18 protein-coding genes are annotated in these 23110 nt (G+C 31.2%); 7 read left to right on the forward strand and 11 right to left on the reverse strand.

Going from position 1 to position 23110, the window contains the following annotated elements:
- The 3 genes from J8L88_RS22860 to J8L88_RS22870 all read right to left on the reverse strand — a co-directional run.
- A partial coding sequence (locus tag J8L88_RS22860) for a carboxypeptidase-like regulatory domain-containing protein (protein ID WP_211061975.1) occupies window positions 1–360 on the reverse strand: 360 nt, incomplete at its 3' end.
- 294 nt (window positions 361–654) lie between these two features.
- Window positions 655–1359, reverse strand: coding sequence for a FadR/GntR family transcriptional regulator (locus J8L88_RS22865; protein ID WP_027394217.1), 705 nt, complete (start codon window positions 1357–1359; stop codon window positions 655–657).
- Between the two features lie 238 nt (window positions 1360–1597).
- Window positions 1598–3247: a transporter gene (locus tag J8L88_RS22870; protein WP_211061976.1), complete on the reverse strand. Its 1650-nt coding sequence runs from the start codon at window positions 3245–3247 to the stop codon at window positions 1598–1600.
- 100 nt (window positions 3248–3347) lie between these two features.
- On the opposite strand from J8L88_RS22870, the gene J8L88_RS22875 reads away from it, so the two are divergent.
- The 4 genes from J8L88_RS22875 to J8L88_RS22890 are packed head-to-tail and all read left to right on the forward strand — an operon-like array spanning window position 3348 to window position 8855.
- Window positions 3348–3617 carry a DUF4834 family protein gene (locus J8L88_RS22875; protein WP_027394216.1) on the forward strand — a complete coding sequence of 90 codons (270 nt, stop codon included), beginning with the start codon at window positions 3348–3350 and terminating at the stop codon, window positions 3615–3617.
- A 31-nt stretch (window positions 3618–3648) separates the two neighbouring features.
- Complete coding sequence (locus J8L88_RS22880; RefSeq protein WP_118385949.1) at window positions 3649–6087, forward strand: YfhO family protein; 2439 nt, start codon at window positions 3649–3651, stop codon at window positions 6085–6087.
- Window positions 6088–6093: 6 nt separating this feature from the next.
- Window positions 6094–7380, forward strand: coding sequence for a glycosyltransferase family 4 protein (locus tag J8L88_RS22885; protein WP_247666538.1), 1287 nt, complete (start codon window positions 6094–6096; stop codon window positions 7378–7380).
- A 17-nt stretch (window positions 7381–7397) separates the two neighbouring features.
- Entirely contained in the window at window positions 7398–8855 is a 1458-nt protein-coding gene (locus J8L88_RS22890) for a polysaccharide biosynthesis C-terminal domain-containing protein (protein WP_211061977.1), read from the forward strand.
- Between the two features lie 60 nt (window positions 8856–8915).
- Here J8L88_RS22890 and J8L88_RS22895 read toward each other — a convergent pair whose 3' ends face one another.
- The 5 genes from J8L88_RS22895 to uvrA form a co-directional block, all read right to left on the reverse strand.
- On the reverse strand, window positions 8916–10181 hold the full coding sequence (locus J8L88_RS22895) for a hypothetical protein (protein ID WP_211061978.1): 1266 nt from the start codon (window positions 10179–10181) through the stop codon (window positions 8916–8918).
- Between the two features lie 173 nt (window positions 10182–10354).
- Window positions 10355–11452, reverse strand: coding sequence for an amidohydrolase family protein (locus J8L88_RS22900; protein ID WP_118385953.1), 1098 nt, complete (start codon window positions 11450–11452; stop codon window positions 10355–10357).
- A 144-nt stretch (window positions 11453–11596) separates the two neighbouring features.
- The gene (locus J8L88_RS22905) at window positions 11597–12247 is read right to left on the reverse strand and encodes a hypothetical protein (RefSeq protein ID WP_118385954.1); all 651 of its coding nucleotides are present in this window, start codon (window positions 12245–12247) and stop codon (window positions 11597–11599) included.
- Window positions 12248–12374: 127 nt separating this feature from the next.
- On the reverse strand, window positions 12375–13019 hold the full coding sequence (locus J8L88_RS22910) for a peroxiredoxin-like family protein (RefSeq protein WP_211061979.1): 645 nt from the start codon (window positions 13017–13019) through the stop codon (window positions 12375–12377).
- Between the two features lie 87 nt (window positions 13020–13106).
- A complete protein-coding gene (uvrA, locus tag J8L88_RS22915; RefSeq protein WP_211061980.1) occupies window positions 13107–15887 on the reverse strand; it encodes an excinuclease ABC subunit UvrA in 2781 nt (926 codons plus the stop codon).
- 239 nt (window positions 15888–16126) lie between these two features.
- Here uvrA and J8L88_RS22920 point away from each other — a divergent pair, with 239 nt between their 5' ends.
- Complete coding sequence (locus J8L88_RS22920; RefSeq protein ID WP_027391769.1) at window positions 16127–16711, forward strand: RNA polymerase sigma factor; 585 nt, start codon at window positions 16127–16129, stop codon at window positions 16709–16711.
- A 267-nt stretch (window positions 16712–16978) separates the two neighbouring features.
- On the opposite strand, the gene nth is transcribed toward J8L88_RS22920, so the two are convergent.
- Window positions 16979–17629: an endonuclease III gene (gene nth / locus J8L88_RS22925; protein ID WP_027391768.1), complete on the reverse strand. Its 651-nt coding sequence runs from the start codon at window positions 17627–17629 to the stop codon at window positions 16979–16981.
- Between the two features lie 170 nt (window positions 17630–17799).
- On the opposite strand from nth, the gene bcp reads away from it, so the two are divergent.
- On the forward strand, window positions 17800–18249 hold the full coding sequence (gene bcp, locus J8L88_RS22930; protein WP_118385957.1) for a thioredoxin-dependent thiol peroxidase: 450 nt from the start codon (window positions 17800–17802) through the stop codon (window positions 18247–18249).
- Window positions 18250–18625: 376 nt separating this feature from the next.
- A complete protein-coding gene (locus J8L88_RS23815; RefSeq protein ID WP_211061981.1) occupies window positions 18626–20743 on the forward strand; it encodes a T9SS type A sorting domain-containing protein in 2118 nt (705 codons plus the stop codon).
- A gap of 110 nt (window positions 20744–20853) precedes the next feature.
- Here the strand turns inward: J8L88_RS23815 and J8L88_RS22940 are convergent, their stop codons facing one another.
- A complete protein-coding gene (locus J8L88_RS22940; protein WP_027391765.1) occupies window positions 20854–21282 on the reverse strand; it encodes a DUF1801 domain-containing protein in 429 nt (142 codons plus the stop codon).
- A 321-nt stretch (window positions 21283–21603) separates the two neighbouring features.
- A complete protein-coding gene (locus tag J8L88_RS22945; protein WP_027391764.1) occupies window positions 21604–23052 on the reverse strand; it encodes a TonB-dependent receptor in 1449 nt (482 codons plus the stop codon).
- Window positions 23053–23110: the final 58 nt, after the last annotated feature.

Here is a 23110-nt window from a genome sequence, read left to right on the forward strand (position 1 = left end):
TGTTACGTCACTCTTACGTTGTGACCCATAACCGACAACAACGATTTCTTCTAGTGCTTCGGAATCTTCTTCCATAGATACGTTTAGCGTAGTCTGTCCAGATATCGTGACATTTTTTGTGGTAAGTCCTATGTAAGAGAATTGTACTACATCTCCTGATTTTACATTTATGCTATATTTTCCGTCAAAATCTGTTACTGATCCTGTTGATGTTCCAATAACAAGAACGCTTACACCAGGAATAGGTGTATTTGTTTCTATTGATGTTACCGTACCGGTTAACTCATAATTCTCTTGGGAATATGAGGTGAAATGATACAATAACGATAGTAGTAAAGCTATAGTTATTTTATGATTCATGTGTAATTGTTTCAATGATTAGTTTAATTTCAGATATAAGCCTATCTGCTTTTTAAGCTGTTTGGACTTGTGTTTTACTTAACTAAACATTAACAAAGGCAAAATTTCAACCATATTATGATTTGCTATATTTGCACCTGCATGTTTACTTAGGTAATTGTGTGCTATTATTCTTGTTAATTAACTTCTCCCTCTAACTTGAAGTGATTACAGAATAATTGAAGAGGATAGGTTATTGCCTGTCCTTTTTTTATTAATTTAATATTGGATTTACTCTACATAGGCTAGGTGGTTTTAATTAGTATTGCAGTAATTATATAAATCGTTAAAATGAATTTTTAAGCTTTTAATCGCTTGATCTGGATCATTATCTTTTATTGCATTTACAATATCTTGATGTTCCTGTATTAAAGTAGAGAAATTAGTTTCATCACAAATTTTATTATTTACAAAATTTGTTATTATTTCTGGCGTGATCACCAGCATTAAAGAATTGATAACACTATTACAACTTGCTTCCGCTACCTTTAGATGAAATAGCAAATCTTCATCTACCGCGTTTTCTCCATTAATTGATTTTTTTATGTAAGCTTCGTGCGCTTGTTCTATTTGATATAACTGTTTGTCAGTTCTTCTTATCGCTGCTAGTTTTACAGCCTTCGTTTCAAGTATTAATCTTGTTTCTACTAATGATTTGAAATCAGGTATTTGTAGATGTAAAATATTGGCCATCATGGAATTTAATGCACCTACTCCAATTTTGGAAACGAAAGTTCCACTCTTAGGATATCTTTTTACTAAACCATAAAATTCTAATTTTTGGATGGCTAGTCTTAATTGACTTCTACTAGCGCCAAATTTTTCCGATAATGTTCTTTCTGAAGGTAATTTATCTCCTGGTTCGAGTTGTCTATTGATGATTAGATCTCTTATTTTGGAAATCACCTTTTCTACTTCATCTTTTGGTGATAATGGGTCGGTTTCTAAGTTAATTCTCATAGTTTTAAATTGGTCAACCAAATTGGTTAACCAAATATAAGAGAATTATTTTAACCTACGTATTTTTAATGTTAAAAAATGATAGAAATATTAAAAAATAGATGTTTTTTATTCGATATCGTCATTATTGAGAACTAAGTGTTAATTGTTTATTACAACAAAAGTGAAAATTAAAAAAGGACTAAACATAACTTGCTTAGCCCTTTCTATATGAATAGATATTTAAAACTATAGAGGATTATCCATCACCATTATCTTCGTTTTCTTTTTCTTCCTTCTTTTTCTTTTTCTCTTCCGCTTTCTTGCGTTTTTCTTCTTCCTTCTTTCTTTTCTTTTCTTCTTTTAAACGCTTCTTTTCTTCTTTCTTTCTTCGTTTTTCTTCTTCTTTTTTAGCTTTTTCCTGTTCTTTCTGAAGCTTTTCATAAGCAGCATCTATATCTTCTTCCTCTTCGCCAGCTTTTTTCTTTTCTTCAGTTTCTTCTTTTGCTTTTTCAGGTTCGAGCTCTTTTTCCATTTCTTCTAGCTTTTTGAGCTCATCATCAATTTGTTTTAACTCATCATCGAGACCTTCATCTTGTTCCATTTTATCTAATTCAGCATCTATATCCTCAATCATTTTTTGCTTTTCTTTTTCAGCTTTGATTTTAGCTTTCTCTGCTTGCTTAGCTTCTTTTGCTTCTCTTTTTAATCTTCTACGCTCTTCTTTCTGGAATTTTTTGTCATCTTTTTTATCTTGTTTTTCTTTTTCTATGCGCTCACGTTCTAGGCGTTGTTCAGTCCTTCTTTCGTCAAGGTCTTGTTCCATAGCATCTCTATGGCTTCCATCTTCAAACTCATTTATAAAAGGAGTTTTTTCTAGTTTTAAGCTATCATTTTCTATTTCTTCAAACTCCTGATCAATATTTAAACTATCACTCTCTTTTTTATTTAATTCTTCTTCTCCTTCTTTTTCCTTTATACCACTTTCGAACCCTGGTTTTTCTATAATCTCATCCTTCTTATGCCAATCAAATCGATAAGAAGCTCCTACACTAACTCTAAATATAGAAGGAGTGTCTTTAAAATTTGTAGCAACATTAGCATCGATTTGTAAATCATTATTAAATAAATAAGCTCCTCCTAGCCGAACTATATTATCACTATAGAAATCACTTTTTTGTCCTTGATATTCACCAAAGACAGCCCATTTATCATTCAGAGTATGAGTACTGGTAATTATCCAACCATATGCAGGATTATCGGTGGTTATTTTATCTACTATTAAGTTGGTAACTAATACCCAGCTTCCAGCATTACTGGTCCACCAGTTGTTCTGAGTCATAACAACAATTTTTGGACTAATTGTTTGATCATTGGCAAATGTAAAAGGATTGTCCGTATTTACATAGTTCATACCTACATACGCAGAAACAGCCGGAATTAGAGTTTTCCATTTAAATCTATAACGTTCTTTCCAACTTTTTAATTCATCGTAGTTAATAGAATCATTTTCTTTAGGTTTTTTATAGGGATCATAAACTAGATACTTAACACCAATAGTATTAAATTCAAAATCTGTTCTTCTTATTTTTTCTTCATTTGCTCCAATCGTTTGTCTAATTCCTTCACTTCTAAAGCTACCATTTATATTAATCTCTAGTTGTTCGATTAATAATCCATATCTTATTGCATAATCAAAATTAAATGTATTCGTTTTGGTGTCAAATAGTTTATGTTTTTCTTTTCCAAAACCTAATCCACCTTCGAATTGTAATACATTATTACCAACCGAGAAAGCTCCTTGTGAAGTTCCAGGTCTATTAGTATTAATTTTCTCAGTGTATTGTGCAGATGCAGTTAAGCCTAGCAGGAATAGGCTAATCAACAGCAGCATAGATTTAGGGCTCATATTCAATAGATTTGGTTCAAATATAGCAGATTTTATCATTTTTTTAGGACTGACATCATGTAATTGTATAGAGAGTTCCCTATTTTTGAAAAAAAATAATATGCAAGTTGCTTCTTTATCAGGGGTGTTAAAGGTAATTCTCATTCTATTATTAATATATTATGGATTAAAGATACTAACGCGTTTATTTGGTCCTCTATTGCTTAGATATGTAACAAAGAAAGCTGGAGAAAAGTTTCAACAGCAATTTCAGCAATATCAACAACCCCAATCTTCCCCGAATAATGATACTACTATAGATAAAAAGCCTAAACAAAAATCTGGTAATAAAGATGTAGGTGAGTACATCGATTTTGAGGAAATTGATTAATTTGGCGCTTCAATCGTAAATTGTTTCGCACATGATGGCTTATCTAAAAAGATTCATACCTCATTTACTTGTTATTATAGGTTTTATAATTGCTTCACTTGCATTTTTTAATCCTGTCCTTAGTGGAAAAATGATATTTCAGAATGATATTAAACTCTATGAAGGGATGGCAAAACAGCAGAAAGACCATCGGAAAAAGACGGGCAAAGAAACTTTTTGGAATAATTCTGCATATGGTGGTATGCCTACCTATCAGTTAGGAGCTAAGTTTCCCCATGATTATATGGATAAGTTAGATCGTTTAATTCGATTTTTACCAAGACCTGCGGATTATTTATTTCTATATCTTACAAGTTTTTATATTTTATTATTGGTAATGCGAATTCCATGGAAAATGGCAATTCTTGGAGCTCTGGCCTTTGGTTTTTCGGCATATCTCATTATAATAATTGGAGTAGGACATAATTCTAAAGCCCATGCAATAGCTTATTTTCCGTTGGTAATTGCTGGTATTCTGTTAGTTTTTCAAAAGCGATATGTCTGGGGCTTTATATTAACAGCTTTGGCAATGGGGTTAGAAATCCAAGCAAATCATTACCAAATGACCTATTATTTGGGGCTACTCGTATTTGTAATTGGAGTTACATATTTCATTGATGCTTTTAAAAGAAAAGAAATACCACATTTTTTAAAGTCATCGGCGATATTAATTGTTGCGGCTATTTTAGGTTTAGCGACAAATGCGACAACCTTGTTATCAACATCAGAATATGCAGAAACTAGTATCCGTGGTAAAAACTTATTAGCGGATGCGACGACTACTTCTTCAGAAAAAAATGGTTTGGACTATGAGTATATTACTGAATATAGTTATGGTAAATTAGAGTCTTTAAATCTTTTTGTTCCTAAATTAATGGGATTAGGTAGAGCTTCAGATTTGGGTAAAGATTCTGCTTTTTATCAAAAATTGATTGAGTTAGGTCAACCACCAGAACAAGCGGATTATTATGCTAATGTTACGGGATTGTATTGGGGAGCACAACCTTTTGTTGAAGCACCTCCATATCTTGGGATAACGGTAGTGTTTTTAGCATTATTAGGACTGTTATTAGTAAAAGGTAGACTAAGATGGTGGTTACTAGGTGGAATCATTCTATCTTTAGTGTTAAGTTGGGGTAAAAACTTAGATTTCTTAACTCGATTCTTTGTAGATTATGTCCCATTATATAATAAGTTTAGGGCTGTCTCTAGTATTCAAGTGATCCTAGAGTTGGTTGTGCCAATTGCAGCAGTATTTGGTTTGTATCAATTGTTTAACCAGAAAACGGCATTTCAAGAAAGACAAAAGAAGTTTTTAATCTCTCTTGGTGTTTTTGGTGGTTTATGTTTAATATTCTGGTTGTTTGGAGGAAGCTTATTTAGTTTTAAATCTCCTGGAGATGTACAATTAGCAATAGAACAACCTGCTATTTTTGATGCTATCAAAGAAGATCGTATTACTATTATGAAAAGTGATAGCTTACGTTCTTTAATTTTTATTTTGTTAATCGGTGGTTTGTTGTGGTTTACATTGAAGAAAAAACTATCAGAAAATCTAATGTTAGTAGGCGTAGGGATTCTTATTCTTGTAGATTTGGTTGGAGTAGATCGCCGTAGTGTTGATAGTGATTCTTTTATTTCTAAGAGAGAGTATAAATCATATTTTCAACCAACCACAGTAGATAAAGAGATTCAAAAAGATAAATCTTATTATAGGGTATTAGATCAAGCCAGAGGTTTTAATAATTCTCATACTAATTATTTCTTTAATACGGTAAATGGATATTCTGCAGTTCGACCAAGAAAAATGGAGGATGTTTATTTTGGACATATAGCAAAGGGGAATCTCCAGGTTATTAATATGTTGAATATAAAATATGTGATTCAACAGAATGAAAAAAGACAATTAGATGTACAAGAAAATCCTTCGGTAAATGGACCGGCCTGGTTTATAGAAGAATTAAAATTTGTAGATGATTATAAAACAGAATTTGAAGCGTTAAATACTATAAATACTAAGAATACTGCGGTTATAAGAAATGATTTCAAAGAAGAATTAGCAGGATATAAACCCGCAAAAGATAGTATTTCTAGTATTTCTATATCCAAAACAGATCCAGATCATTTAGCATATAATTCATATACTGAAACACCGGGATTTCTTGTTTTTTCAGAAACATATTATAAAGATGGATGGAATGCTTATATAGATGGAAAATCAGAAACTATTTATCCTGTAAACTATATGCTTAGAGGTTTAAAAGTTCCAGCAGGAAAACATACTATAGAGTTTAAGTTCGAACCTCAGGTTGTAAAAACAGGAAGTACTATTACTTTGGCAAGTTCTATTATCTTTGGGTTATTATTTTTAGGAGCGTTATTTTTTGAATACAGAAAAAGAAAAGAAATAGTTTCTGAAGACAACTCGTAGATTATTTTGAAGGTATTACTTATAACATATTATTGGCCACCTGCAGGAGGTCCTGGAGTACAACGTTGGCTTAAATTTGTGAAGTATTTTAGGGATTTTGGAATTGAGCCTATTGTTTATGTTCCAAAAAATCCTATGTATCCTTTAATTGATAAATCTCTGGCCCATGATATTCCAGAAGGAATACAGGTTATAGAATATCCAATTTTTGAACCTTATCGTTTTGCAGAAATTTTTTCTAAAAATGAAACCAAAACCATTAGTAAAGGAATTATAGCAAATGATAATAAGCAATCTTTTGTTCAAAGACTTTTACTGTATATAAGAGGAAACTTTTTTATACCAGATGCCCGTAAATTTTGGATCAAACCATCAGTTAAATTTCTTTCTAAGTTTATTGAAGAGAATAATATTAATACAATTATTACTACTGGTCCTCCTCATAGTGTTCATTTGATAGGAAAGAAGCTTAAATCTGAGTTAAATCTTATTTGGGTAGCAGATTTTAGAGATCCTTGGACAACGATTGGATATCATAATAAATTAAAATTGACTAAGCGATCTATAAAGAAGCACAAAAAATTAGAAAAGGGAGTACTAAGTGCTGTGGATCATATAACCGTAACAAGTTATACAACCAGAGAAGAATTTACGGAAATTACGAATAAACCAATTTCTGTTATTACTAATGGATATGACACTGAAGAAGTTTCCGTGGTAAAATTAGATGAGGAGTTTACAGTTTCTCATATTGGTTCTTTATTATCCGGAAGAAATCCAGAAAAACTGTGGAATGTACTATATGATCTTACTCAAGAAAATTTTGAGTTTGCAAAAAAATTTAGATTGCGATTGGTAGGAGCGGTAAGCGAAGATGTGTTATCATCTATCAAACAAGCTGGTTTGTCTCCTTTTATAGAAAATAAAGGATATGTTTCACATAAAGAAGCAATAGAAATACAAAGGAGGTCTCAAGTTCTACTATTAGTAGAAATAGATAGTGAAGAAACAAAGTGTATTATACCAGGAAAGTTATTTGAATATATGGTTTCTAGAAGACCTATTCTTGCAGTGGGGCCAAACGATGCAGATATATCAAAGTTGATAAAAGAAACGAACTCTGGTCATTTTTTTGATTATAAAGAGTATAACGAGATGAAAAAGATTATACTTGACTATTTTGTTAAATTTAAGGACGGAAAACTGGAGGCAGAAACTAAAGGTATTGAAAAATATAGTAGGAGAGAACTTACTAAAGAAATGTCTTTATTGCTTCAAAATTTGAATAGCTAATATCATTCTTTAATATTGTGGGAATAGTAGTAAATCAATCTATAAAAAATGTAATCATTACCTGCTTTGGTTTTGGGATTGGTGCTATCAACACCCTCTTTTTGTTTACGAAATTTCTAGAAGAAGAATATTATGGGCTTGTTTCATATTTACTTTCAGCTTCTAATTTAATATGGCCTTTAATGGCTTTTGGTGCTCATAATACCTTGGTTAAATTTTATTCTTCTTATTTAAAAAAGGAACAGCGGAATAGGTTTATGAGTATGATGCTTATTCTACCATTGTGTATAGCTATTTTAATAGGAACTATTGGTTTAGTTCTATATACTTATATACTTAATTATTTTAGTGAAGATAATACTGTTGTCCAATCCTATGTATGGACAATATATGTTTTGGCAATCGCTTTGTCTTATTTTGAAATCTTTTTTGCTTGGACCAAAGTGAAATTGAAAAGCGTTTTTGGGAATATTATGAAAGAATTGTTTGTTAGGATTTGTCTAATGATTCTTTTATTTCTGGTATATTTCAAAGTAATTACGGTACATCAATTTGTGTATGCAATTGTGATGGTGTATATACTTCGATTAGGGATTATGATTATATACGCATTAAGCTTGTATGAATTTAAGTTTAGTTTCTCATTCCCTAGAAACTATATTTCTGTTTTAAAGTATTCTCTTTTAATTCTACTGGCTGGTTCCGTTGCTACCTTATTAATAGATTTAGATAAAACGATGATAGAACGTTATCTTCCCATTGAGTATGTAGCAAAATATGGTATCTGTGCTTATATCGCTAGTGTTATAATAATTCCTTCTCGTGCAATGCATCAAATTACGTACCCGTTGACTGCGAAGTTGATTAATGAAAAGAATTTTGATCAGTTACGAACCTTGTATAAAAAAAGTTCTTTAAATCTATTTGCTATTAGTGGTTTATTGTTTGTGTTAATACTTTGTAATGTTAATGAACTTTTTAAACTGATTCCTGAAGAATATGAACTGTTTATCTGGGTAGTAGCTTTAAATGGAGGAGCTAAATTGTTTGATAATTTATTAGGTAATAATAATTCCATATTATTTAATTCAGATTATTATCGATTAATATTATATATAGGAATTGGGATGGCTATTCTGGCATTTATTCTTAATTGGGTTTGTATTCCAGTTTTTGGAGTAACAGGAGCGGCTATTGCTACTTTTAGCGCTGTATTTTGTTACAATTTGGCAAAATTATTGATTGTTCAGGTAAAATTTAAAATGAATCCATTTTCCTCAAAAATGTTATTGACGATACTGTTTATTTCAGGATTTGTAATAGGGTTTTATTTTTGGGATTTTAAATTTCATCCAATAGTAAATATTAGTATAAAGAGTATAGTTATCGGAGTTTGTTATATTGCTTTATTGTATTTTTTTAAAATATCTGAAGATATTAATACCGTAATAAAGAAAATCCCCCGAGGTGCCTAAGCATACTACTCTGGGGGATTTTCCAACTAACCAACCAAAAAAATAAATTCTTTATATTTTTTAACTTCTACTTCTTGCAGAACGTGATCTTGAATTACTCGACCTTGCTTTTCTGTTAGAAGTATTACTTCTTTGTTTTTGTGTTTTAGCTCTAGAACTATTAGTTCCTTTACTAGTATATCGACTGTTATTAGAACGTTTTGTTACATTTCTTGAGCTATTATTTCTATTGCTCCTAGTCGTAGTTCTTATTTTGTTATTATTTCTACTAGATCCATTAGCAACGGTATTTCTACTTCTTTGTGATCTTTGGTTTGTCTGAATTCTATTTTGATCAGCTCTTCGTGCCTGATTTCTTGTTTCTGTATTTCTAGTAGAACGACTTGTAACAGCGTTTCTGGTTCTTTGCGTATTTTGTGCTCTATTTTTATTCTGTACACTTCTCGAAGTAGCTTTTGTTCTATTTCTAGATTGTGTACTTCTACCTCTAGATGCATTGTCATTTACTCTAGCTCTAGTTCTATTTACTGAGGTAGATCTACTACGATTTACAGTTCTGTAGTTACGATCATTTCTCTTGTACATAGCTGTTCTTCTGTCACGAGATCTATAATCAAGACTTCTAGCTCTGCTAACTCTATTTCCTCTGTTATAGCTTGCTACTCTCTGATTAGGTCTGTAATAGTTACGACTTCTATAAGGTTTTGCATAGTATCCATTATAATAGTTTGTTCTGTAAACATTATATGAAAATCTATATGGGTTGTAAAACCTTCTATAAGGTCTGTTGAATACGATACATCTACTTACCACTGGTACAGTAAAGAAAGCGTGAAAAGGTCTGTATGTATAATGTCTATTAAAGCTGTTAATAAATCCAGTACAGTTAACAAAATTACCGTAGTTATTATAATTCACATATAATCCACCAACTCTAGATATTCTGCCAAAACGGTTGTAGTTGATAAATATATCACCTGCTTGACTAATCCTACCATAGTAATCATAGAATATAGGTACATTTTCTATTTGCACTACAGCACCATAATCATCATACTGTACATATGCATCATAATCATAACCAGAGTTAAAACTAATATTTACACCTGGACGATTGATATTAACACTAACACCACTTCTTGGTCTGTTTACATAAAAATCAAACTGACCATCTGCATACACAGAGAATTCAACTCCACTTTCATTAAAAATGAATGATTTTCCATAATTATAATATCTAGAAACGGTTTCTGTATTTGTTTCAAAAGCATTAGCAGTAAAAGAAGCTAATAATAAACCTGTAAATAGTAAAACAATATTTTTCATAATCTGTGATTTTAAAAGAAGTGTAAAAATTAGTTTTTATCACTCGTTTATATAGTATCAAGCAGCGTGCCAAAAAAATAGATTATTTTATAGTGTTCTTCATTGTTAAAGGTTTTTTGGTGTTAAAATGCTGATTGTTAGGTTTTTGTTTTTTGTGTTTTAACTAAGTTGTATTATTTTGGAAATAAACTTTTATCAATATTAGGAATTACTTTTAGTGCATTTTTATAATATAGTTTTTTCAGAACCTCATCTTCAAGTTCTAATCCATACATTTTCCAGAAAGCATGATATCTTTTGTAATAAGGAAAATACTCATCGTTAGATTCGAGAACCCTAAAATAAGTGTAGTATTCCTCTGGATTCCAAGAATCTTTACCAAACATGATTCTATCCTGGTATTTAGTTAAAAATGCTTTTGCATTACGAGGTTGTCTCCCAAGTTCGGCAATTACTGCTCCAATTTCGGAATACATATTAGGAATTTCATCCATTAACTCAGCAAGTTTGGCTAAGTTGTTTCCATACCATCCCAAATGTGCATTGATAAATTTGGTATTTTTATGTTTTTTAAAAATATTGTGTTGTTCTTGTATAATGGTTTGCCAAGCCCCCGTAACCTTAGCATCTCTTTTTCTTCTAGATCGTAATTTTAACTCCAGCCATCTTTCATTTTGATTGTCGTGTGGATCCCAGAATGATTTTGGATCTGCAGCGTGTATTAGAACAGGAATTCCTAATTCACCACATTTTTCCCATACCGGTCCAATTCTAGGATCATCTATTTTGATTCTATCGCCGTTACTATCTGTATTGTCCATTCCTTGGCTTTTATAAATTTTTAAACCATTGGCACCCATGGCAATATCATTTTCTAGTTGTGCAACAGTTCTTTTTGTCCAATCGGGTTCATCAATACCTTGTAAGTTAATATTGGTAAATACTATAAAACGTTTATCTGCATTAGTTTTTACATTTTCTAACGCTCCTTTTAGATGTTCATCAGATCCTCTTCCTCGACCAGATAAATTAACCATCACTGCCATGTTTAATTTGTCCATTTCGCTTACTAATTCACTTAAATCTTGTGTAGGCATTCTAAATTGATGATTATGCACATCGATAAAAGGAAATTTCGCTTTTTTTATTATAGTTTCTGGAACTACAAGAGTAGAAGGAGGGTCATAATCTTCAAATTGCATTTTTTGAGCAACTGACATTTGAATACAAACTATTGAAATCGTTAAGAGTGAGATTTTGTAGAATTTCATATAAATATTTTATTTTTTTACTCCCTTAAATATAAAATAATCGTATTGCCTAGAAGAAAGCTTAACATTTTTAGTTAAAAGAGAAAGCCCGCTATCAAAAATGACAACAGGCTTTCTAACAACTAACCAACTAACTAATTTATATCAATCATCATCGTGATCACTATATTTCTTTTTTCTTTTCCTATTCTTATAGTTATGATCATCATCATTATGATTTTTCCAATCTCTATGATTTGATCTTCCATTAAAATTATAATAAGGATCATGAGTCATACTACATCCATCTACACCGCAGAAACCACATCCTGTATGATGTATGCTTCCTTCTATATGTCGTATTCTTCCTCTTTTTCCGTAGTATACACGCAGTCCACCAATCTTAGCTAATTTTCCTCTTCTGTTATATCTAATTAAAACTGATCCAATTCTTCTAACTTGATCGAATTGATTATATCCTATAGTAGTAATACCAACTCGTTTTAATCTTCCGTAGTAATCGTACCTTACAGTAAAACGATTGTTAGACCTATAAGCTCTAGTACGTCCTGGGGCGTTATAATTTCTGGTATTCCAATCCGAATTATTATAGTTTCGTCTTCTAGGAGTTTTAAAATCAATTTCTCCATTTGGATATACAAAGAATTTTATACCACCTTCGACAAATACAATTGGTTGAGAACCACGATAACGTTTTGTAACCCTATCAACTTGATCCGAATTTTTCTGATCGGTCGCTTGTGCAGTTGTTCCAATTAGTAACATTGCTGCGATAAAAAGTATCATTTTTTTCATAACTAAAATGTTTTGGGTTTTTACCTACTCATTAGCTTTTCGGTTTCCGCTATTTGATTATTAAGTAACCAAACCGCGTGCCAAATTTTTTCTTGTTACAATAAAATACCTTTCAAAAAGTTGTTAACTATTTGTTTTTAAGATGTTTAATTATTTCCTCAGGATCTGCTCTTTCTTTATAATCTTCTTTGATAAAATCATAAGTAATAGTTCCATCTTGATCAATTACATACGTTGCAGCTATAGGTAATTGATGATCTTCGTTACCATTGCTTTTAATTAAATCTATTCCAAATCCTTTATAAACTTCTATTAAATCTTTAGGCAGTGTAAATGTTAAATTGAATTCATTTGCTATTTTGTTATCAATATCAGATAGAACTTCAAAACTTAAATTATTTTTTTCAGAGGTATTAAGAGAATTATCCGGCGTTTCTGGGCTAATTGCTACCAAAGTAGCTCCTAGTTCTTCAAATTGATCTTGATGCGCCTGTAAAGCTTGTAACTCTAGATTACAATAGGGACACCAACCGCCTCGGTAAAAAGTTAATACTACTTTTTTAGTAACTAATAATTCTTGAATAGATATATTTTTGTCCGCAGCATTTGGTAGCTTTATTTCAGGTATTTTATCACCAGTTTTTAGAGATCGATTAACTAGTTGACTATCTCTAAGTTCCGAGATACCATTATTCATTATTTTATGAATAGTTTCAGGATATTTATTGGCCGATTGAGCGGCACGAGCTTTTAATTGTTCTGTAAGTGACATTCTTTTAATTTTAATTATTTGGATAGCTTAGCCGGAATGCTTCTTATTACTTTACAGAATATATTATTACAATTATGTTAATGTTTTTTAGAGTTTATCTTTTAGATATTGACCAGTATACGATTTTTTATTTTTACTAACTTCTTCCGGAGTTCCTTGAGCAATAATAATTCCTCCGTTTTTTCCGCCTTCTGGTCCTAAATCAATCACATAATCAGCGCATTTTACTAAATCCAAGTTATGCTCAATAACTAAAATAGAATGCCCTTTAGCAATTAACTCATTAAATGATTTTAATAATTTTTTGATATCATGAAAATGTAATCCCGTTGTTGGTTCATCAAAAATAAATAAGGCTTTGTCTTTTGTGTTTCCTTTTACTAGAAATGACGCAAGCTTTATTCGTTGCGCCTCTCCTCCAGAAAGAGTAGAAGAGCTTTGGCCTAATTGTACATATCCTAAACCAACATCTTGTAAAGGTTGAAGCTTTCTTATGATTTTTGCCTGACTGTGTTTTGAGAAAAAATCAATAGCGCTATCAATAGTCATGGTAAGGATATCATCAATATTTTTATCCTCAAAAGTTACTTCTAGCACATCTTTCTTAAATCGTTTTCCTCCACATGTTTCACATTCTAAATGTACATCGGCCATAAACTGCATTTCGATGGTTACTTCACCTTCACCTTTACAGGTTTCGCAACGTCCGCCATCTACATTAAAAGAAAAGTGCTTGGATTGATAATTACGAATTTTCGAAAGTTTTTGACTAGCAAAAAGTGCTCTAATATCATCATATGCCTTAATATAGGTCACTGGATTGGATCTCGAGGAACGACCAATTGGGTTTTGATCAACAAATTCTACATGTTTTATGTTACTATAATTTCCTTTTAATTCTGTAAACTGCCCAGCTTTTTCTCCGTATCCGCCTAATTGTTTTAGTACAGATGGGTATACAATTTTTTTAACTAACGTACTTTTACCACTTCCAGATACACCTGTGATTGCAGTAAAAACTCCAAGTGGAATTTTTACATCTATATTTTTTAAATTATTTTCTCTTGCTCCAATAATTTCTAAATAATATTTAGAAGTTTTTCTTTCTTTTGGAATTTCTATTTCTAGATCTCCATTAAGATATTTTGCTGTTAAAGAGTCAGAAGCTAGAATTTGATCAAAAGTACCATTAGCAACTAAATTACCTCCAAAAGTACCCGCTTCTGGACCGATATCTAGGATAACATCTGCTGCTTTCATAATGTCTTCATCATGTTCAACAACAATAACTGTATTTCCTAAATCACGCAAAGACTGAAGCACGTTTATTAGTTTTTCGGTGTCTTTAGGATGTAAACCTATACTTGGTTCATCTAATATATACATAGATCCTACTAAACTACTTCCTAAAGAAGTGGCTAAGTTTATTCTTTGGGATTCTCCACCAGATAATGTATTGGATTTACGATTTAATGTTAGATATTGTAATCCTACGTTGTCTAAAAATTCTAATCTGCTATTTATCTCTTTTAGTAATCTTTTGCCAATTTGTGAATCATACTCATTTAGTTCTAGATTTTTAAAGAAATCAGAAAGTTCATTTAAAGGTTTTTCTACAAGGTCTGTTAATGTAGCATCACCAATTTTTACATAGTTCGTTTCAGCACGTAATCTTTTTCCTTTACAAGTTGCACATTTGGTTTTACCACGATAGCGAGATAGCATTACTCTATTTTGAATTTTGTAAGCTTTTGCTTCTAGTTCGATAAAAAAGCTATCTATACCTTCAAAATATTTATTTCCTTTCCAAAGTAATTCTTTATGTTCTGAAGATAATTCGAAATATGGTTTGTGTATTGGAAAATCAAACTTATATGCACTATTTACAAGCTGATCTTTATACCAACTCATTGTATCTCCTTTCCAAGGGAAAACGGCACCTTCGTATATGCTTAGAGAAGTGTTTGGTATCACAAGGTCTTCGTCAATACCAATTACATCTCCATATCCTTCGCATTCAGGACATGCTCCATACGGATTATTGAAACTAAATAAATGAACATTAGGCTCTAAAAAAGTCATTCCATCCAACTCAAACTTATTACTAAATTGTCTAGAATTATTATCTTTTAGAGATTCAATGTAACAAGTCCCTTTTCCTTCGAAGAAAGCTGAAGCTATTGCATCTGCTAAACGATTATAGAAGTCCTCTTCATCTCTTTTTATAATTCGATCTATAACAAGATGAACTGTATCTTTTGTTGTGATATGAGCTTCTTCAATTCTGCAAACAGTATCATTAATCTTTACACGCGCATATCCCTGTTGTTGTAATACTTTAAGTTTTTCTTCTGTCGTTCTTCCACTTTCTACATGTATTGGAGCAAGTAAAAGTAGTTTTTCACCTTCTTTACATTCTTTTACATATTCGATTACATCAGTTACTGTATCCTTTTTCACTTGATTACCTGAGATAGGAGAGTAGGTTTTTCCTATTCTTGCAAAAAGTAATTTTAGATAATCATAAATCTCTGTTGTAGTACCTACTGTAGATCTAGGATTGGTAGAATTCACTTTTTGCTCAATAGCAATTGCCGGGGCTATGCCTTTTATATATTCAACTTTAGGTTTGTTAAGTCGTCCTAAGAATTGTCTTGCATAAGAAGAAAGACTTTCTACATATCTTCGTTGTCCTTCGGCATATAATGTATCAAACGCTAAACTAGATTTACCAGAACCAGATAACCCAGTGATTACCACTAATTTATTTCTAGGTATAGCTGCATCTAGATTTTTTAGATTATGCAGTTTGGCTCCTTTAATTAATATATTATGTTTTGGATCTAAGGTAGTAATGTCTTGAATCATAGCAATTATGCGGTGTGACGGCAAATATAATGATTACTAAAGAAGTATTCTAAAGTATTGATATTGAAAGTTAAGTTAAAAAAATTAACAGAAAATAGTTTGATTTTCAATGATTGTTACTATATTAGCCCCAATTATTGAACCAAAATCTAAAAAGAACAGCCTATAGTATACCATTACTTTTAAGTTTAACATAGCCCGAGCCCCAAGCTTGTTGGTACTAAAATAAAGTGATAGGTATGAAAGATTACAAGATATCAGATGCTGTTCTGGTAAATAATTACATCAAAGGTGACGAGTGTGCATTATCTACGTTAATTGAACGTCACAAACAACGTATTTACAGTTTTATTTATTCTAAAGTTTTTGATAGAGATGTCTCGGAAGATATTTTTCAGGATACTTTTATTAAGGTTATCCGTACATTAAAACTTGGAAAATATAACGAAGAAGGAAAGTTTTTACCTTGGGTGATGAGAATTGCACATAACTTGGTAATAGACCATTTTAGAAAAGGTAATCGTATGCCTAAATTTGAGGATAATGGAGAGTTTAGTATATTCTCTATTATTAGTGATGGTGATCTTAATGCAGAAAAAAGAATAATCAAAGACCAAGTAGAAGAGGACTTACGTAATTTAATACAAGAATTACCAGAGGATCAAAAAGAGGTTTTGGTTATGAGAATGTATAGAGACATGAGTTTCAAAGAAATTTCTGATAAGACTGGTGTTAGTATCAATACTGCTCTAGGAAGAATGAGATATGCTTTGATAAATCTGAGAAAGGTTATTGAGAAAAACAATATCGTTTTAACGAATTAACATTTTTTTATGCAATAAAGTAGATTTGTCGTCGTTATTTATAAAAAATAACCCTTAATTTAAGATAAGTTAATATGGCAAAATTTTACTTTAAGTCTTCTCGCAAAGAGGAGCAACAACAATTAGTACCAAAGAAAATTACAGTAGATTTTCTTTTAAATTATTCAAAGGCTTTAAGTGTTATAGATTACAATAAAATGAAGTTTGAAGCGCTTCTAAATTAAAACTAAACTTTGTAAAAGACCTGTTATGATAATAACGGGTCTTTTATTTTTTTAGATATTCGTTGATTACTGTTTTTCTTCCTATAGTTTTCGTTATTATATCTTTATCTAGATCCCAACCTCTAGCAGGAGAGTATTCTCGTCCGTACCAAATAATTTGTAAATGTAGATCGTTCCATAATTCTCTTGGGAATAAACGTTTTGCATCCTTTTCAGTTTGAGTTACATTTTTACCGTTGCTAAATCCCCAACGATACATTAATCTATGTATATGTGTATCGACAGGAAATGCAGGTACTCCAAAAGCTTGAGACATTACTACGCTCGCGGTTTTATGCCCAACAGCTGGTAACTCTTCTAAATCCTCAAAACTTTGAGGTACTTCTCCGTTATGTTTTTCTATTAATATTTTAGATAGACCATGAATTCCTTTGGATTTCATAGGACTTAATCCTACAGGTTTTATAATTTCTCTTATTTCTTCTACAGATAATTTTACCATTCTGTATGGATTATCCGCACGTTCAAATAGGAGAGGAGTGATTTTATTAACTCTAATATCTGTGCTTTGAGCACTCATCAATACAGCGATTAATAATGTATAAGGATCTTTATGATCTAATGGAATTGGTATTCTGGGATATAATTCCTTAAGTGTTTTGATGGTAAAATCTACCTTTTCCTTTTTAGTCATATAAATAGAATTATTTTATGCTAAAATATGAATATTTATGAGCTTATATCTTACTTATTAAAGCTTAAATTTTTAATAAAATTATCGTTGAATTGTCTTTTTTGTTTTAATTTTATCAAAAAACTTTAAACAAACTTAAATTTTTAAGTTTTCAATTTAATTGTAATAAAATGACATCATTAAAAGTAGGAGATAAAGCTCCTAATTTCTCGGCATTAGATCAAGATGGAAATACTATTAGTTTAGAAGATTATAAAGGAAAAAAATTAGTTGTTTTTTTCTACCCGAAAGCTAGCACACCAGGATGCACGGCAGAGGCTTGTAATCTTAAGGATAATTATCAGACGTTTCAATCTCAAGGATATGAAATCCTTGGTGTAAGCGCGGATAGTGCAAAACGTCAACAAAATTTTAAAAACAAATATGAGTTACCTTATCCATTATTGGCAGATGAAAATAAGAAGGTGATAGAGGCTTTTAATGTTTGGGGACCTAAGAAGTTTATGGGTAAAGAATATGATGGAATTCATAGAACGACTTTTGTAATAGATGAAAATTCGGTTCTTACAGAGGTTATTACTAAAGTAAAGACCAAAGATCACGCTGCTCAAATACTTTAATAGCTTACCACATAAGATTTTAAAGGCATATCTACTGAAAAGTACTATGCCTTTCTTTTTTAAAATACCTGAAGTAGATAAATGTTTTGCCTAAAGATTAGTTTAATTTTTTATAAAAAATAGTTGAAATTAATAAACTAAAATTAATTAGGGAAAAAGTGGTATTTGTGATCCATAACAAATACTAATTAAATGACTACGAATTCTATTTCATTTCTTGCAGTTAACTTTGTCGAATTATTTTTGCTGTGTTTAGTTTTTTAAATATAGTAAAATGGTTCTAGGTACAGTTCCTATGCCATTTGTGTTCGTTAAGTACTAAAAATTTAAAAAACTCCCTTAATCTAATTGTTACTTAATCTTTTAAAGAAATCAGGTGAATAGAAAATTATTATTACTCGCTATGGCTTTTTACTATATGTCATATAATCTCTTAGGACAAACAAATGGTTCTATAGAAAAATCAACAGTATTATTTACCCAAGAATCAGTTGCAACTCCATTTAATTATGATAAATATAAAGCCGATGGTATTTTTTGGGGTTTTATGCCCAATGCTAGTATTGAATCTGATGTGGCTATTAATCAATGGGTCACAAAAGTAGAGAATCATACAGCTGATAGTAAGTATTATTTTGGTCGGGGAGAGTTTGATTGGGGATGGAAGTGGATGATCGATTTTATGGATGATCCGGGATCATACTGGGCTAAGAATCTTGATGGTGATGATATTAACTGGGGGAATGCTGCTGATAATGGTGGTACATATAATGGTCAAGTTCATAGTTGGATGAGTCATCAAGGTCCTGATTTCTTAGAATGGTTGAAGTATCAGGTGGATCGAATGACCTTAGCACCTGTAACACATATGATGTTTGATTCACAAACATCTGCAACTCGAACTTTACATTGGCTTGGAGGCGATTTCTCTGTTCATTCTATGAATGGCTTTAGAGAGTATATGAGAGGTAAGTATACAGCTCAAGAGCTAACGAATTTGGGAATTAATAATATTAATAATTTCAATTATCGTCAATTTCTGTTAAATACTGGAATGACGTTACAAACGTATAGAAACCGAGCAAATAGTATTAATGGAAATATTCCACTTTATAAAGATTTTGTTTACTTCCAGCGTCAATCACTTAATGATATGATGGAAAAATTATTCGAATATATTGATACTATTAGACCAGGAATTGAGATTGGAGCCACAACAAATGTTGTGGAACCTAGAGGATACATTTATTCCGATAGGTTAACTTATCTTGCTGGAGAGTATGGTCATCCAAGTGATATAGCAACAAGTCCACCAATTGAGCCATTATTACATTATAAAGCTGCTGAGGCTCTAGATAAAACTTTAATTTATTTTCCATATCCTGATGCATTTAAAGCATTGTATGATAGAAGTTCTCCTAGACAGGCTCGTGCTTGGATAGCCCAAGCATATGCCACAGGTTCCATTTTTACAATTCCTGGAAAAGTATGGATAGGTGGAAGCAATACTTGGGATACCGGATGGGAGAATTTTGCTGATATTTATGAATTCATTCATGATCACAATGAATTGTTTGATGATTATGAAGCAGTTTCGAATGTAGCACTTGCTTATTCAGTATATGCTTCATTATTGGAAGGTGGAATGGCAGGTAGTTTGAAAGCTCGTCAGACTTTAGAATATTTAGTGGAGAGGAATATTTCGTTTGATATAAAAATATTTGGTGATCCTGATCAACCTGTAGTTCCTACTGTTTCAGAATTAGGGCAATATGATGTAGTTGTTCATGATAGTGATGTTCAGTACTTAACTAATGCACAGAATCAGATACTCAATCAAAGTTCTTCTAATGTTATCAGTATGGATAATGCTGGTAATATAAATGGTAATCTTTCATGGAAAATTAATGTTTTACGTAATGGTGAGTGGGTAAATTACCTGGTTTCTACATTTCCTCGAATGTCTTCTGAAGATCCATCGGCACCATATGTACTTCACCTAATTAATAGAAAATACAATGCTGCAGAAGATACATCTCAAGCTCATGAAAATATTTCGATAAAAATTCCAGCAACTGTTTTTCCTAAAGCTATTACAGGGGCTACTCTTCATATGCCTGGTAAAGCTTCAGTTGATTTATTGTTTGAAACCGATAATACCGGTGCTATGATATTAGATATCGGGACTTTTGATTCTTGTTGGGGTATTATAGAACTTACTCAGGCTAATATTTTATCCACTGATGATATAGTTTTTAATTCTGAAACAGTTTCATTGTACCCTAATCCAGCAAATAGATATGTTGATATTACTAATGCGAGTATGCTAGGTGTTTCATCTATTAAAATTTATAATGTTCAAGGTGAGCTAATTATGAATAATGTATTTCAATCTGCCCCAATAGATATATCAGCTTTAGCTAGTGGTTTTTACTTAGTTGAAATTAATAACGATTCAGGTGATAGTGTAGTTAAGAAATTGATTAAAAATTAATTACTTCAAAATAAAAACTAGAGATAACGCTGCTCAAATTGTTTGAGAGTGTGTTTTATATTAAAACAGAAAAGCATATGTACTTATAATTCATATGCTTTTTGTTTTCTTTACATTCCTAACATCGGTAGATGTTTTACTTTATGATAGGTCAAAGCAACAGTAATACAATTTTTTAGTTCTTTTTCTGGAATATCAAATTCTATTGGAAATATAATAGCACGGTTTCCTTCAAACTGAAAAGTATCTTTGTATAAAACTCTAAATGTGGTAATTAATTTACTAGTGCATTGAAAATACATGCCGTATTGATTGGGTTTACTCTTTTTCCAGTCGATTCTTATTGTGCTACCTTTTTTAACTAAGAAACTAGGTTCTCCCCATTTTAATGTTTCTTCAATACTCTTTATGTCTTCTATTTCTTTAGCTGTTTCAATAATTAAATTCCGAAGATTCATTATTTTACCCATAACTAGGGCAGGGTATTTTTTATAAACCAATGCAATTTCAGGATTGGTTTTGATTGATACTTGTTGCATAGGTCAGTAAAAAAAGTTTTAAATTCTCTAAAGATTTGTTTTTTCTATTTCCTTACTAATTATAGAATAAAGAGTATTACTTACTTTACTCTGCAATTAGAATTAGGGATATGCTTTAATTGTCAAAATAAAGTTCTGTAAGTAATTCTTAACAATCAAATACTATAATTTCTATTATCACACATATTATGTAACAATAGAAATTATAGCTTAGAATATTTAAGTTTTCGGAATTAAATATAACCGAAATATATACTAATATATTAGTATTTACTGCTAGTCCCTAAGTGGTTATTAAGATGTAAAAATTTAAGTACTCGTTTATTGTACTTTTTCGGTTTCTTTATAACCGAAGAAATTATTTTCTTTAATCATTTCTGGAATAAGTTCAGGTAATTGTTCTTCCCATCCAGATTCACCTTCCTGAATTTTTCGAAGTACTTCTCTAGAATATATATCCATTATAGAAGGATCAAAATCTACAATATCTTGAAGTTTTCCATTGTATTTAAAGAATTTATATAATTCTTTCATTCTAGGATGTACCTTAAGGTTTTCACTTGTAGTTAAGTCTCCAGTTTTAGGGTCTTTTAAAGGATATAAATATACTTTAAGATCTTTAAAGAAGAGTTTTCCGAAAGCTTCTAGAATACCTCCACTTAAATGTCGATAGTATTTTTCGTCAAATATATCTACTAGATTATTTACACCCATAGAAAGCGCCATACGCTCTTTAGTGTAATTAGAGAAGTACTCTACAACTTTATAATATTCCTGGAAATTAGAAATCATTACAGTCTGCCCTAAGGAGCATAATAATCTTGCTCTAGACATAAAATCTTCTTCATCGATTTCCCCTTCTGCTCTAAGGTTAGATAAGGTGATTTCAAAAATCTCAATTGTTTTCTCTTTACGTACCTTATTCTCATTAAGGAACATATTAAGTGACTTTTTATAAATATCCATATTTACTTTGGTCACTGGTCTAAAACTTCCTCTTAGAGCTAGGATATTCTTTTTATATAATACAGCAGCGGGTAGAACATTATTACCATCAGGTCCAAACATTACCGCTTCGGTCATTCCATTTTTAACCAATTGCAAACTCATTAATCGGTTATCCACTTTTTTAAATCTTGGACCGGAAAAATTAATAGTGTCAATTTCAATTTGGTCTTTATCTAAGTGATCATATAGATAACGAAGCAATTTTTTTGGATTATCATATTTATAATAAGCTCCATAAATAAGATTAACTCCTAAAACTCCCAAGGTCATTTGCTGTAGTTTAGCATCATTTTCATGAAAACGGATATGAAGTATTATTTCATTATAGTCTTCATCTGGTTTAGTTTGGTATCGAATACCAACCCAACCGTGTCCTTTATATTTCTTAGCAAAATCAATTGTAGCTACTGTATTAGCATAACTGAAAAATAATTTATTTGGATGTTTTTCTCTCTTTATTCGCTCTTCTATAAGACGTACCTCGTGCTTCAACATCTTTTTTAATCGGGCCTCGGTTACATAGCGTTTATCATCTTCTATTCCGTAGATGGCATCACTAAAATCTTTATCATAAGCACTCATAGCTTTTGCAATAGTACCAGATGCACCTCCGGCTCTAAAAAAATTACGTGCTGTTTCCTGACCGGCACCTATCTCCGCGAAGGTTCCATAGATGTTAGCATTTAGATTGATTCGTAAGGCTTTACTCTTAAGCGAAGGGACGGACTCGAATTCCTTATCTCCCATGATAGTAATAGGCATAGCGAAATGGGCTTTTTTTGTTTATGTAAAGTTACTAATAGATTAAGTATTATTAAAA

This window comes from Aquimarina sp. MMG015 (genome assembly GCF_018100855.1).
Taxonomy (GTDB): domain Bacteria; phylum Bacteroidota; class Bacteroidia; order Flavobacteriales; family Flavobacteriaceae; genus Aquimarina; species Aquimarina latercula.

Bases quoted from the DNA above. Each gene is read 5' to 3' on its own strand.
- J8L88_RS22865 (WP_027394217.1), bottom strand. From the start codon at position 1,359: ATGAGAATTAACTTAGAAACCGACCCATTATCACCAAAAGATGAAGTA.
- J8L88_RS22870 (WP_211061976.1), bottom strand. From the start codon at position 3,247: ATGAGCCCTAAATCTATGCTGCTGTTGATTAGCCTATTCCTGCTAGGC.
- J8L88_RS22875 (WP_027394216.1), top strand. From the start codon at position 3,348: ATGCAAGTTGCTTCTTTATCAGGGGTGTTAAAGGTAATTCTCATTCTA.
- J8L88_RS22880 (WP_118385949.1), top strand. From the start codon at position 3,649: ATGATGGCTTATCTAAAAAGATTCATACCTCATTTACTTGTTATTATA.
- J8L88_RS22895 (WP_211061978.1), bottom strand. From the start codon at position 10,181: ATGAAAAATATTGTTTTACTATTTACAGGTTTATTATTAGCTTCTTTT.
- J8L88_RS22900 (WP_118385953.1), bottom strand. From the start codon at position 11,452: ATGAAATTCTACAAAATCTCACTCTTAACGATTTCAATAGTTTGTATT.
- J8L88_RS22905 (WP_118385954.1), bottom strand. From the start codon at position 12,247: ATGAAAAAAATGATACTTTTTATCGCAGCAATGTTACTAATTGGAACA.
- J8L88_RS22910 (WP_211061979.1), bottom strand. From the start codon at position 13,019: ATGTCACTTACAGAACAATTAAAAGCTCGTGCCGCTCAATCGGCCAAT.
- uvrA (WP_211061980.1), bottom strand. From the start codon at position 15,887: ATGATTCAAGACATTACTACCTTAGATCCAAAACATAATATATTAATT.
- J8L88_RS22920 (WP_027391769.1), top strand. From the start codon at position 16,127: ATGAAAGATTACAAGATATCAGATGCTGTTCTGGTAAATAATTACATC.
- nth (WP_027391768.1), bottom strand. From the start codon at position 17,629: ATGACTAAAAAGGAAAAGGTAGATTTTACCATCAAAACACTTAAGGAA.
- bcp (WP_118385957.1), top strand. From the start codon at position 17,800: ATGACATCATTAAAAGTAGGAGATAAAGCTCCTAATTTCTCGGCATTA.
- J8L88_RS22940 (WP_027391765.1), bottom strand. From the start codon at position 21,282: ATGCAACAAGTATCAATCAAAACCAATCCTGAAATTGCATTGGTTTAT.
- J8L88_RS22945 (WP_027391764.1), bottom strand. From the start codon at position 23,052: ATGCCTATTACTATCATGGGAGATAAGGAATTCGAGTCCGTCCCTTCG.